This window comes from Lentzea sp. NPDC036955, assembly GCF_055608005.1.
This window is the reverse complement of record NZ_JBVJRC010000001.1, coordinates 722,905-736,076: the sequence shown is the minus strand read 5'-3', so window position 1 is coordinate 736,076 and position 13,172 is coordinate 722,905. Positions and strand designations below refer to the sequence as shown.

Genomic DNA, 13,172 nt, shown 5'->3' with positions numbered 1-13,172 from the left:
GCCCGCATTCGGGTGAAAGCTGCAACGGATTCAGGGATCGGCCCGACAGGCGGTTGACGGAACCGCCGGGGAGCGCCGCGACCGCAAACGAGGGGAACAGTGGGATTCTTCCGAAAGCACCGGACCACGCTCGCGTCCGGAACGGTGCTCGTTCTCGCGGCCGCCTCACTCGTCGCCTACGCGTTCACGTCCACCGGAAATCCGGTCCGCCAGGTCGACCTCGACGACGGCGGTGTCTGGGTCACCAGTGACCGCGACGGTTTGTTCGGCCGGCTCAACAAACCGGTCGGAGCGCTCGACGCCGCGTTCAACCCGCCCGGCGGGGCACGGCAGAGCTATCAGCTAGACGTCGTCCAGGACGCCTCCGCGGTGGTCGCGCGGGACCGGGCAGGCGGCAAGCTGTACCCGGTCGACGTCGCCCGCTCGGTGACGCTCGGTGACCACGGGCTGGCGTTGCCCAGCGGCGGCCAGGTGGCGCTCGCGGGGGGCACGCTCGCCGTGCTCGACCCCGCCGCGGGCAAGGTCTGGGCGACCCGAGTCGACGTCGCCGCCGGCGTGAGCGCGCTCGACCAGGTGAGCCAGGAGACCCCGCCGCTCGCCGGCCTGGACGCCGCCGGCACCGCCGCGCTGGCGGTCGGGCTGGACGGTGCGGTGCACGCCGTGTCCGCCAACGGCCGCACGGTGCGGGTGACCCCGGCCGGGACCGGTTTCGGCGAACCCGAGTACGGCAAGCTCCCCACCGCCCTCAAGGCACCGGCGATCACCGCCGTCGGCGACGACGCCGTCGTGCTCGACGCGGAGTCCGGCACCCTCTTCCTGCCCGGCGGCCGCACCGCGCGGGCCGGGCGCGAGTCCGTGCTGCAGCACGCCGGGCCGGAGGCGGCCGCGGTCGTCGTGGCCGGCCGGACCGAGCTGAAGGCGTTCGACCTGGACGGCGACGGCGCGGTGGTGCTGCACGAGGGCGTGGACGGTGCCCCGGCCGAACCGGTGCGGCTCGGCGACTGCGTGCACGCCGCGTGGGCCGGCGCGTCCGGCGGCTACTTCCGCTCGTGCGGCGGCCAGAAGGCCGCACCGGGCAACATCCGGGACGCGAAGGCGCTGGTGCAGCCGGTGTTCCGGGTGAACCGCAAGGCGATCGTGCTGAACGACGTCGCGACCGGCGCGGTGTGGGACCTGAGCACGCAGCGCAAGGTCGACGACTGGCAGTCGGTGAAGCCGCCGCCCCAGCAGAACCCCAGCGACAAGGACAAGAACGAGAACACCACCGAGTCCGCCAAGGACAAGCCGCCGAAGGCCTCCGACGACACGCTCGGCGCACGACCCGGCCGCACCACGGTGCTGCACGTGCTCGACAACGACTCCGACCCCGCGGGCAACATCCTGTCCGTCACGGCCGTGAGCGACCTCGACCGCAAGGACGTGGCGCTCGCGATCGCCCCGGACGGGCAGACCGTCGAGGTGACGCTGCCGGAGCAGGCCCAGGACGCGCACTTCAAGTACACCGTCGACGACGGCAAGGGCCTCAACGCCACGGCCGCCGTCACCGTGCAGGTGCGCACCGCGACGCAGAACGAGGCACCCGCCGTGCGCAAGGGCGCCGTGCCGCACGAGTGGTCGGTCGCCTCCGGTGGCCGGTTGACGCTGCCGGTGCTCGCGGACTGGCGCGACTTCGACGGCGACCCGGTCGTGCTGACCGAGGCCGCGGCCAAGGCGGGTGTCGCGACCACGACCAACACCGGGTTCGTCGAGTACGCGGCACCGGTCCAGGCCGGTCAGCAGGCGGTCGACTACCGGGTCACCGACGGCATCGCGAACGCCGTCGCGGGAGCGGAACGCGTGCGGGTGCTCGACGCCGCCGCACCGGCCGCCCTGCCCCCGGTCGCGCGCCCGGACGTCGCACGGGGCCAGGTCGGCACACCGGTCCTGGTGCGCCCGCTGGAGAACGACCTGCCCGGCGCCGACCCGGTCGACCCCGCCGCCGAACTGCGGCTCGCCGCCGACGTGGCACCGATCGCGGGCGCGACGGTCACCACCGACACGAAGACCGGCCTGGTCACGCTGACCGCGACGAAGCCGGGCACCTTCCCGCTGGACTACACCGCGGCGTTCGGCAACGCGCCGTTCGCCAAGGGCGCCATCCGCATCGACGTCGCCGCCGCACCCGCCTCCCCGCTGCCGCCGGTCGCCATGCCGGACAACGCGGTGGTGCGCGGTCAGGAACCCGTCGTCGCCGACGTGCTGGCCAACGACTTCAGCCCGGCGGGGTCGCTGCTGGGCGTGCAGCACGCCGAGAGCACCTCCGGTCAGCTCGAGGTCGCCGTCGTCAAGGGCCGCTGGCTGCGGATCAACGCGACCGCGCCCACCCTCGACCGCAACCCGCAGGTCGTGCGCTACACCGTGACCGACGGCGTGACCGGCCCGGTGACCGGCGAGGTCACCGTCACCCAGCTGCCGCCGCCCGCGGACGACACCCCGGTGCCCAAGGACGACCGGGCGGCGGCCCGCGCCGGTGACTCGGCGACGATCCCGGTGCTGGACAACGACATCTCACCGGCCGGTGCCCCGCTGACGCTGCAGTCCAACGTGCAGGGCGCGCCGGGCACCGGGCGCCTGACCGTCACCACGCGGGACGGCCGCCAGGACGCGGGCACCGCTTACGTCGCGGGCGACGTGGTCCGCTACGTGGCACCGGACCGGCTCGACACCCCGTTCGTCGCCGACGTCTCCTACGTGGTGCAGAACCCGGACGGCGACCAGGCCGTCGGCCACGCGCACGTGACCGTGAACCCGGCGCCGACGCCCGCCAACCCGAACCAGCCGCCGGCACCGGAACCCGTCGAGGTGCGGGTCGTCGCCGGCGACCGGGTGACGGTCACCGTGCCGTCGAGCGGCGCTGACCCCGACGGCGACTCGGTCGCGGTCACCGGCATCGCGTCCGCACCGGCGATCGGCCGCGTCGTCGGGATCGCCGGCACCTCGCTGACCTACGAGGCGTTCCCGACCTCGAACGGGACCGACACGTTCGGGTTCGTCGTCACCGACTCCTACGGCCGCACCGGCGAGTCGCTGGTCCGCGTCGCCGTGGTGCCGCCGGGAGACCCGCAGCCACCGGTCGCGGTGGACGACGTCGTGACCGCCGCACCCGGTGCGCGCCTGGCCGTCGACGTGCTCGCCAACGACGTGCGGGCACTCGGCGACACGGTGACCGTCGAACCGCTGGAGGCGCGCAACCCGTCGCTGCCCGGTGACGTGAAGGCCACCGACGGCCGCATCGAGCTGACCGCGCCGGACCTCACCGGCAAGCCGCTGGTGATCGCCTACGCCGTCACCAACGGACTCGGCCAGCCCTCGGTCGCCACGCTCACCGTCCGCAGCCGGGAGGGCTTCCAGGTCCCGCCGGTCGCCGGCGAGCTGTTCCCACTGGTGAGCAAGGGCGACAGCACGGTCGAGGTGGACCTCGCCGGCGCGGTCGCCGACCCCGACGGGCCGGCCGGCGAGCTGGAGGTCACCAAGGTCTTCCACGAGCGGGCCGAGGTCTCCGGGCTCAAGGCGACCGTGCCGGTCGGCGACCACCCGCGCACCCTCGTCTACGAGGTCAGGGACGCTTCCGGAGCCACGGCGGCGGGGCTGGTGCACGTGCCGTCGAAGGGCACCGGCGCCCCGCGCGCCATCCCGGACAAGCTGATCTCCGTGCCCGCGGACGGTTCCGTGACCGTGCAGGTCGAGGACTACGTCGAGGTCCCGTCGGGCAAGCAGCCCAAGCTCACGACGGTCGACCGGGTCACCGCCGCGCCCTCGACCGGGCTGGCGGTGCGCAACGAGGGCGACACCGGGCTCGTCCTCACCGCGCGCGACGGCTACACCGGACCGGCCGCGGTCACGTTCCAGGTCACCGACGGCAGCTCGCTCACCGACCCCGAGGGCAAGTTCGCCCTGATCACGGTGCCGGTGCAGGTCGGCCCCGACACGCCGGTGCTGCGGTGCCCGTCCTCGGCGCTCGCGGTCGTCGAGGGAGGCCTTCCGGTGAAGGTCGACGTCACGTCCGTGTGCCACGTGTGGGTCGCCGACCGGTCGAGGCTCGGGGACGTCCGGTACCGGGCGAGCTGGCTCGAACAGCCGGACGGCGTGTCGCTGGAGGGTTCCGGCGAACGCACGCTGACCGTCACCGCGGCCGGCGGCGCGAAGCCGGGCTCGACCGGCACGATCGAGGTCGGCGCGGGCGACGGGCCGAAGGGCAAGCTCGTGGTGGAGGTCGCCGCCGCACTGCCGCCCGCCATCGCACCGGTGACGGTGGACGGCGTGAAGGCGGGCGACACGGCGACCGTCGACCTCGTCTCCTACGTGCGCTCGCAGCTGCGCGACCCGAAGATCTCCGTCGTCGCGGTCACCCAGGTCAACGGTGCCGGGGCGAACGTGAGCAACGAGGGCTCGACCGTGCGCATCACCCCGAACGGCGACGCGCACGGCGCCATGGAGTTCAACGTCGTCGTGACCGACGTGGCCGACACCGGCCGGGAGGACCGCAGGGTCACCGGCCGGATCAGGCTGAACGTGCTCGGCGTGCCCGACGCCCCCGGCACCCCGGTGACCGGTCGCACGGTGCTGAGCAAGGTCGTCGAACTGTCCTGGAGCACGCCCTCGGGCAACGGCGCGCCGATCGACTCCTACGAGGTCGACCACGGCCGCGGCAAGCAGGTGTGCCCGGCGTCGCCGTGCACGATCACCGGGCTGTCCAACGGCACGGAGTACACGTTCACCGTCCGGGCGCACAACCTCGTCGGGTGGGGCAAGCCGAGCGGCTCGTCCGCGCCGGCCCAGCCGAACACGGTGCCCGGCGCCGTCACCGGGCTCAGCACGTCCGAGCCGCGGGACGGCACGCTGAAGCTGAGCTGGGCCGCGGCCGCCAACGAGGGCACGCCCGTGCTGCGGCACGAGATCAGCTGGTCCGGCGGTGGCCGCACGACGGCACCCGGCGGTGCGACGAGCGTGACGGCCACCGGCCTCGACAACGACGCGCAGACCGTGTTCACGGTGATCGCGGTCAACTCGCAGGGCCCCGGCCCCGCGGTCACCGTCGAGGGCCAGTCGGCCGGTGCCCCGGACGCCCCGGCGGCGCCGGCGTTCACCGCGACGAACGCCGCGAACGCCCAGACCCGCGCGGTCACCGTGTCGTGGGGTGCGGTCGGTGCGAACGGCCCCGGCCCCACGACCTACACGCTGACCCGCACCGGCGGCGGCACCAAGACGGTGTGCTCGAAGGTCACCGCCACCACGTGCCTGGACGACGGCCTGCAGAACGACGGCACGATCTACAGCTACACCGTCGTCGCCGCGAACGCCGCCGCCGAGGCCGAACCGGCCGGGCACACCTCGCCGGCCAGCGCGCCCGCGCAGATGGAGGCGACCGCGACCCCGGACCCGATCACCGGGTTCACCGCGGCACCCACCGGCGTGGACGGGCAGGCGGCGCTGCGGTTCGACGTCGGCGCCTCGCACGGCAGGTCGAACACCGTGAGCTGCACCTGGTCCGGCGGCTCGTGCGGCACCTGGACCTACCCGGTCGGCGGGCAGGCCGGCGCGACGCAGACGATCAACGGACTGCCGAACGGGCAGCCGGTCACGATCAGCCTCCAGGCGTGCAACGGCAGTGGTGGCGGTGCGTACGCGGGCAACCCGTGCAACAGCGCGGCCACCGCGGGCGTGACCACCTACGGGCCGATGCGCGACCTCGCGCTCAACACCTCGAACAACAACACGGTCATCAACTTCTCCGTCTCGGTGAACCCGAACGGCAAGCCCGCGACCGTGCGCGTGACGACGAGCCGCGGCTTCGACCAGACCTTCACCACCGGTGTCGGCGGGTGGAGCTGGTCGGGCAGCCAGGACGTCGGCTACTCGCAGAACGTGACCGTGACGGCGACGGTGTCCGACGCGGGCCGGCCGACGCTGAGCCAGTCCCGGCAGCAGGCCACCCCACCGCCTCCGCCGCCACCCACCGTGACGGTGTCGAAGGGAGCCGCCTGCGGTGCGGGCGGGTGCAACGGATCAGGTGTCTGCACTTCTTCGGCGTGTGCGTACGTCGTCGTGCAGACCGCGAATTTCAGCAGCAGCGTGACGTGCACGTTCAACAGCGACCACGGCCCGGTCGGATTCGTGAACGAGAACTTCGGCCCCAACGAGCGCCGGCAGACGAGGAACTACTACGGATATCCGGGCGAACAGGTCTACGTGACCTGTGGTGGCGTCCAGGGATCATTCCGTTGGTGAACAGTGAAGGAAATACCATGACCGTGACCCCTGAACAGGCTCGGCTGTTCGCGCAGACCTTCGAGCAAATGGTGCTGAACATCTCGCGGGCCATTTCCGGCAAGGAGCACGTGATCCGCCTGGCGCTCACCGCGTTGCTCTCCGACGGCCACCTGCTGCTGGAGGACTACCCCGGCACGGGCAAGACATCGCTGGCGAAGGCGCTGGCGAACACGGTGCAGGGCACCAGCGCCCGCATCCAGTTCACGCCGGACCTGCTGCCGTCGGACGTCACCGGTGTGCAGATCTACGACCAGCAGCGCGGTGTGTTCCGGTTCCACCCCGGGCCGATCTTCGGCTCGATCGTGCTCGCCGACGAGATCAACCGGGCCTCGCCGAAGACGCAGTCGGCGCTGCTGGAGGTGATGGAGGAGGGCCGGATCACCGTCGACGGCGAGACGCACCCGGTGGGGTCGCCGTTCATGGTGATCGCCACGCAGAACCCGATCGAGCAGGCCGGCACCTACCGGTTGCCGGAGGCGCAGCTCGACCGGTTCCTGATGAAGACCAGCATCGGCTACCCGGACCACAACGCCACCGTGGCGCTGCTGGCCGACGCGGCGACGCGGGACCGGTCGGCGACCGTGCCGCCGGCCATCGCGGCGAGCGCGGTGGCGCAGCTGACCGCGCTGGCCGACCAGGTGCACGTCGACCCGGCGGTGCTCGGGTACGTCAGCCGGATCGCCGAGGCGTCGCGGTCGCACCCCGCGGTGCGGCTCGGCGTGTCGGTGCGCGGGTGTCTCGCGTACGTGCGGTGCGCCAAGACGTGGGCGCTCGCCCAGGGGCGCGGTCACGTCGTGCCGGACGACGTCCAGCAGCTCGCGCACCCCGTGCTGGGCCACCGGATCCTGCTGCACCCGGAGGCGCAGTTCGACGGCGCCACCGTGGAGAAGGTGGTCGACTCGCTGTTCGCGGACGTCGAGCCGCCCGTGCGCCGGGGGGCCTGAGGTGGTGCGGCTGCTGGAGGTGGTCTCGCCGGCGGGCCGGTTGCTCGCGGTCGCGTCGGCGGTGGGGTGGGTGCTCGGCGCCGTGCTCGGCTGGGACGAGCTCGTGCTGCTCGGCGCCACCGGGCTGGTGCTGCTGGCGCTGGCGTGCGGGCTGACGCTGGGCCGCGGCGCGGTGCGGATCGACGTGTCCGTCGCCAAGCGCCGCCTGCGGCCCGACGAGTCGACGCGCTGCGCGGTCGAGGTCGAGCACCACGGCCGCAGGACGCTGTTCGCGCCCGAGGTGGAGCTGCCGATCGGCCGGGACCGGGTCGAGGTCTTCGACAGCGGCCGCGAGGTGGAGGTCGCCGGGCTGCGGCGCGGGGTGATCGCGGTCGGACCGGCCACCACGGTCAGGGGCGACCCGCTCGGCCTGGTGCGGCGGACGGTCGCGATGACCGAGGTCGTCGAGCTGTTCGTGCACCCGCTGACCGTGCCGCTGGCGCCGCTGGGCACCGGGTTGCTGCGCGACCTGGAGGGCTGCACCACCAACGACGTCTCGATGAGCGACCTCGCGTTCCACGCGCTGCGCGAGTACGCGCCGGGCGACGACCGGCGGCACATCCACTGGCGCTCCACGGCGAAGCTCGCCGCGTCCACTCAGGACGGACGGTTCCTGGTGCGGCAGTACCTCGACTCCCGGCGCGCGCACGTCGTGGTGGTCGTCGACGGCGCCGAACAGTCCTATCCGGACCCTTCGGTGTTCGAGACGGCCCTGTCCGCCGGTGCGTCGGTGGTGCAGCGCGCGGTGGCGGACGGGATCGACACCAGCGTGGTCGCCTCCGGGCACCTCTCCGGCCGGGCCCAGCACGTGCTGGACGTGTTCGCCCGCGCAGAGCTGGGCGGCCCGTCGCTCGCCGAGGTGACCGCCCGTGCGGCGGCCGCGGCTCCCGACGCCACGCTGCTCGTGCTCGTCACCGGCGCGCGGCACGGCTACGGCGACCTGCGCGCCGTCGCGACCGCGTTCCCGGCCGAGGTGCGCAAGGTCGTGCTGCGGGTGGATCCGCGGCAGCGCACCGCGCGGTCGGCGAGCACCGCGTTCACCGTGCTCACCCTGCGCCGGCTGGGCGACCTGCCGGTGCTGCTGGCGGGAGGGACCCTGCAGTGACCGGACTCGTGCCCCGCCGCGACGACCTCGTCGACGCCGCCTTCCTGTGCGCGTTGTTCGTCGTCGCGCTGCTGGGGTTCCGCACCACCTACACCGGCTGGGGCTTCCTGCTCGCCGGCGGCACCGGCCTCCTGCTCGGCGTCCTGGCCGGGCACGTCGCGTCGGTGCTGCGCCGGCCGATGATCGCCGTCGCCGCCATGACGGTCGCGGTGTTCTTCCTCCTCGGCGGTGTCGTGGCGCTGCGCGAGGACGGGGGACTGCCGACACCCGACGTCCTCGCCGGTCTGCTCGACCTCGGCGTGCACGGCTGGAAGCAGCTGCTCACCACGCTGCCGCCGGTCGACGGCGCAGGTCCGCTGCTGGTGATCCCGTACATCCTCGGCCTGCTGTGCGGGTCGGGAGGCTTCACGCTGGCCCGCCGCGTGCCGCTCAGCGGGGCACCGATCGGCGCGCCGCTCGCCGTGCTCGCCGCGGTGGTCCTGCTCGGCACCGGTGAGGCGGCCGGGGTGCTCGGCGCGGTGTTCGCCGCGGTCGCGGCAGGCTGGCTCGCGGTGCGCGCGGCCCGGCACCGCACCGGTGTGCGTGCCGGTGGGATGCGCCGGGTGCGCGCGGTGACCGCCGTGGCGCTCGTCGGCGTCGCGGCCGGGTTCGCGCTGGTGGTGTCGCCGGTGCTGCCCGGCACCGGCAGCGCCCACCGGGTGGTGCTGCGCAAGTACGTGGAGCCGCCGTTCGAGATCGGCGCCTACGCGAGCCCGCTGGTCGGCTACCGCAAGCACACGAAGGACGCCAACCAGCTCTGGGACCAGACGCTGTTCACCGTGCGGGGGCTGCCGGAGGGCGAACGCGTCCGGATCGCCACCCTCGACGGGTACGACGGCCGGGTGTGGGGCGCGACGAACGACCCGGCCGGTGCGGTGGACCCGGTGCAGCGCAACAACTTCCAACGCATCGGTGTGCGCATCTCGGCCACCGGGACCGGAACCGAGTCCGACGTGACCATCCGGATCGAGGCCGCCTACGCGACGGCGGACGAGCTGAGCGCGTGGCTGCCGACGGCCGGACGCGCACGGGAGATCGCCTTCAGCGGTGAGCGCAGGGCCGGTCACACCGAGAACCTGCGCTACAACCTCGCCACGGCGTCCGGCATCGTCGCCGACCGGTTGCGCGAGGGGGACACCTACTCGCTGCGCACGGTCCTGACCACAGCGGGCATCCCGGACGACGCCCAACCGTTCGGACGGCCGTCGGTGCGCACCTCCGAGCTGGCTTTCGTGCGCGGCAAGGTCGCCAAGTGGACCGGTGGCGCGACGACGACCGCCGAACGGCTGAAGGCGGCCGCCGCGTACCTGCGCGACAACGGCGCCTACACCGACGGCGGTCCCGGCGAGACCGAGTACCTGCCGGGGCACAGCGCGGGCCGGCTCACGGCGTTCTTCAACGCCAAGCGCCCGGCGGGCAACGATGAGCAGTACGCCGCCGCGTACGCGTTGGTGGCGAACGAGATCGGCATGCCCGCACGGGTCGTGCTGGGCGCGGTGCCGGGCAGCGGCGGTGTGGTGCGCGGCGAGAACGTGCAGGCGTGGGTGGAGCTGCACCTCGCGGACGGCACGTGGGCGGTCGTCCCGAACACCGAGTTCATGCCGGACCGCTCGAAGAAGCCGGACCACCAGCCGCCGCAGGAGATCGAGAACACCGACGCCGCGGTGGTGCCGCCGCCGAACACGGTGAAGATGCCCAGCTCGCTGGTCGACGCGAGCCGCACCGACGCGAGCGGCGTCGGCATCGGCGACCCCGGCGGGTCCTGGCTGCCGGGCTGGCTCGCCGGCCTGCTGGCCGACGCCGCCTCCGTGCTGCTGCCGATCGCCGCGGTGGTCGGTCTCGTCGTCGGGGGCAAGGCCGTGCGCCGCCACCGCCGCCAGACGCGCGGCAGCACCGCGAACCGGTTCGCCACGGGCTGGCACGAGCTCGTGGACCACGCCCGCGACCTCGGGGCACGGGTGCCGCGCGGCCTGACCCGGCGCCAGGAGGCCACCCTGCTGGCCGGGTTCGACCTGGGCGGCCTGGCGGTGCGGGCCGACGCCCACGTGTTCGGGCCGGGACAGCCGGACCAGGCGGCCGTGGACGCGTACTGGGCGGACGTGCGCGAGGCCAGGAAGCGGATGCGCACCGGCGTGCCGCGCTGGCGGCGGTGGCTCGCACCGCTCGACGTCCGCACGTTCCTGCCGGCCAGGGCCAGGTGAGGGCGTGCAGATCACGTTCACGCTCGCGCGCTCCGATGCCGTTGAACCCGCAATCACCCGGAGCGGTGGAACAACTCCACCCGGCTGGGCGACCTGCGTTGCGCGCCAGGGGGTCGCGTGAACACAGTGCCGGACATGAAGCAGGTGTTGCAGCACAGGATCGACGCGACGTTCGCCCACTACGACGTGAACGGCAACGGTGTCATCGAGCTCGCCGACGTCTACGCGCTGGCGGAGCGGTTGTTGCGGGCGTTCGGGGAGCCGGCGGGGTCGGAGCGCGGGCGGGAGCTGGTGGAGGCGCACGACCGGTTCTGGGAGATGCTGGCCGTGCACTGCGACGCCGACCGGGACGGGCAGGTCTCGCCGGAGGAGTACCGGGAGGCGATGATCGAGATGTTCGTGACCGGAGGGCCGATCGAGGCGGACTTCCTGGAGGTGGTGCAGGAGCTGCTGGCCCTCGCGGACACCGATGGTGACGGGCGGGTCGACGTGGACGAGTTCACCGTGCTGCTCAAGGCGCGCGGGCTCGGTGACGACGAGTGCGGGGTGGCGTTCGCGCACCTCGACACCGACGGCGACGGGGCGATCAGCGTGCCGGAGTACATCGCGGCGGTGCGCGACTACTACACGAACCCGGCCGAGGACACGCCCGGCAGCTGGCTGTACCCGAAGGCGTTGCAGCGCACCTGACGGAACGGGTCCCCGCTCCGCGTTGTCCCGCGGATTCCCCAAAGCCCACCGGTTGCCGCCCTCACCTCCTGCCTCTGCCCGCATCTGCAAATACCAACAACTCAACCTCAACAGGCACTTCTCTACTGCCAACTGCACCTCCGGCCCTCTGCGCGTGCAGGGCCTGGTTCGGTGCATGGCGACCATGTGGGTGGTAGTCAGCGGCGATTCGATCAAGAGTTGGCGGTACTCGCAGATGCGGCGGGCAAACGAGGGGCGGGCAGGTGCTAGCGGGTGCAGCGGTAGCTCGACGCCGCCTTCGGGTCGCCGTGGACGTACCGCGACACCCGCGGGTACGGGCAGAGGTCGCGGGTCGCGCCGTCGGGGGCTGTGGCGGCGAGCGTCGCCGGGGCCTTGTCGTGCTCCACCCAGTCGACGAGTGCGCCGAGCTGGTTCGTGGGCGCGGCGCCGAGGCCGCCGGCGCAGTGGTCGACGCCAGGGGCCAGGAACAGGCGGTAGAAGTCGTCGACACGGGCCGTCGTGCGCTCCACCTGCTCGCGGTACGCGAGCGTGCCGCCGGGTGGGATCAGCTGGTCGTTGGTGCCCACGAGCGTCAGCAGCTTGCCGCCGGAGCGCCGGAACGCCGACAGGTCCGGGTCCGAGGTGCCGATGACGGCGTCGTACTCGCGCACCGACTGGCGGAACAGGTCGCGATACTGCTGGTAGGTCAGCTTCGAGGTGTCGGAACTGGGCTGCTTGAGCAGGAAGCTCTGCACCCACAGCACCGCCACCGGGAACCCGGGACCGGACGCGCCGGGCAGCGTGCCGGCGAGCCACAGCGGGTCGGCGCCCTTGGGCAGACCGGCCCACAGGCTGCGGCCGCGTTCGTCGGTCGGGCCGTCCCACACCTTCCGCATCACGTCGGCGTCGGCCCTGGTGACCGTGACCTCCCGGCCGTCGCACAGGACCGTCCTGCCCACCAGGCGCCGCGGGTCGTAGCCGCAGCGGTCGGGCCGGTCGACGATGCCGTCGGTGACGCGGTCGTTCGCGTCGCACGCCTCGATCGCGGCCTTGCGGAACTCGTTCAGCACGCAGTTGCCGACGACGTGGCCGTCCTGGTTCTGCACGACCTGCGGCCACAGCGTCGCGACGGCGAACTGCGCCCAGTTGACGGCCGGTGCGTTGGCGACGATGCCGTCGAAGTCGCCGGGGTGGCGCTGCGCCTCGGCGTAGCCCTGGCGGCCGCCGGTCGAGCAGCCGTTCCAGTACGAGTAGCTGACCGGGCGCCGGTAGTGCTCGCGCACCACGGACTTCCCGACGACCGCGGACTCGTGCACCGAGCGCGACGCGAAGTTGGTCAGCAGCGTCCGGTCGACCTGGCCGTTCCTGAGCGCCCAGCCGGTGTCGAGCCCGTCGCGCACGCCCGCGTCGGTGGACACGGCGGCATAGCCGTCCTTCACGGCCTGCACGAACGGCGCGCCGAAGTCACCGGCGGCGTAGGCGCCACCGCCCACGCCCTGCAACCGGCCCGTCCAGCCGGTCTCGGGCAGTGCCACGACGACCTTCACGTGGTCGGTGCCGTCGTGCGTGAGCGTCACGGTGACCTCGCAGTACGCGGGCACGTCGTGGACGGGCGGCGGCGCCGACAGCGGCGTCTGCGGGAACTCGACGGTCCCACCGGGCCTGCGGGTCGCGGCAACGCCCTCGACCGCCGCACCGCCGGGAGCGGTGACCTGGACGGTCGTGCACCCGGTCTGGCCCGCTGATGCCGGCGGTGCGAGGGGCACCAGTGCGGTCAGCAGCACGCTCGTGGCGAACAGCTTCGTCAGTCGTCTCACGTCGGGCGACGCTACGCGCGAAGGGCGC

The 13,172-nt window shown here is 73.2% G+C and carries 6 protein-coding genes; 5 read left to right on the top strand and 1 reads right to left on the bottom strand.

The features are described from left to right. Nucleotides 1–99: 99 nt before the first annotated feature. The 5 genes from ACZ7CF_RS03525 (at nucleotide 100) to ACZ7CF_RS03505 (ending at nucleotide 11,327) form a co-directional block, all read left to right on the top strand. Entirely contained in the window at nucleotides 100–6,267 is a 6,168-nt protein-coding gene (locus ACZ7CF_RS03525) for an Ig-like domain-containing protein (RefSeq protein ID WP_470368705.1), read from the top strand. 17 nt (nucleotides 6,268–6,284) lie between these two features. Further along, nucleotides 6,285–7,253 carry an AAA family ATPase gene (locus ACZ7CF_RS03520; protein WP_360401612.1) on the top strand — a complete coding sequence of 323 codons (969 nt, stop codon included), beginning with the start codon at nucleotides 6,285–6,287 and terminating at the stop codon, nucleotides 7,251–7,253. Between the two features lies 1 nt (nucleotide 7,254). Further along, nucleotides 7,255–8,397 carry a DUF58 domain-containing protein gene (locus ACZ7CF_RS03515; RefSeq protein ID WP_470368704.1) on the top strand — a complete coding sequence of 381 codons (1,143 nt, stop codon included), beginning with the start codon at nucleotides 7,255–7,257 and terminating at the stop codon, nucleotides 8,395–8,397. Beyond that, nucleotides 8,394–10,637 carry a transglutaminase domain-containing protein gene (locus ACZ7CF_RS03510; RefSeq protein WP_470368703.1) on the top strand — a complete coding sequence of 748 codons (2,244 nt, stop codon included), beginning with the start codon at nucleotides 8,394–8,396 and terminating at the stop codon, nucleotides 10,635–10,637. Before ACZ7CF_RS03515 ends, ACZ7CF_RS03510 begins: the two co-directional genes overlap by 4 nt. A gap of 135 nt (nucleotides 10,638–10,772) precedes the next feature. Further along, nucleotides 10,773–11,327 carry an EF-hand domain-containing protein gene (locus tag ACZ7CF_RS03505; protein ID WP_360401621.1) on the top strand — a complete coding sequence of 185 codons (555 nt, stop codon included), beginning with the start codon at nucleotides 10,773–10,775 and terminating at the stop codon, nucleotides 11,325–11,327. A gap of 266 nt (nucleotides 11,328–11,593) precedes the next feature. On the opposite strand, the gene ACZ7CF_RS03500 is transcribed toward ACZ7CF_RS03505, so the two are convergent. After that, on the bottom strand, nucleotides 11,594–13,144 hold the full coding sequence (locus ACZ7CF_RS03500; protein WP_470368702.1) for a tannase/feruloyl esterase family alpha/beta hydrolase: 1,551 nt from the start codon (nucleotides 13,142–13,144) through the stop codon (nucleotides 11,594–11,596). Nucleotides 13,145–13,172 lie beyond the last annotated feature (28 nt).

Coding starts and splice junctions, on each gene's coding strand:
- ACZ7CF_RS03520 (WP_360401612.1), top strand. CDS start 6,285: ATGACCGTGACCCCTGAACAGGCTCGGCTGTTCGCGCAGACCTTCGAG.
- ACZ7CF_RS03505 (WP_360401621.1), top strand. CDS start 10,773: ATGAAGCAGGTGTTGCAGCACAGGATCGACGCGACGTTCGCCCACTAC.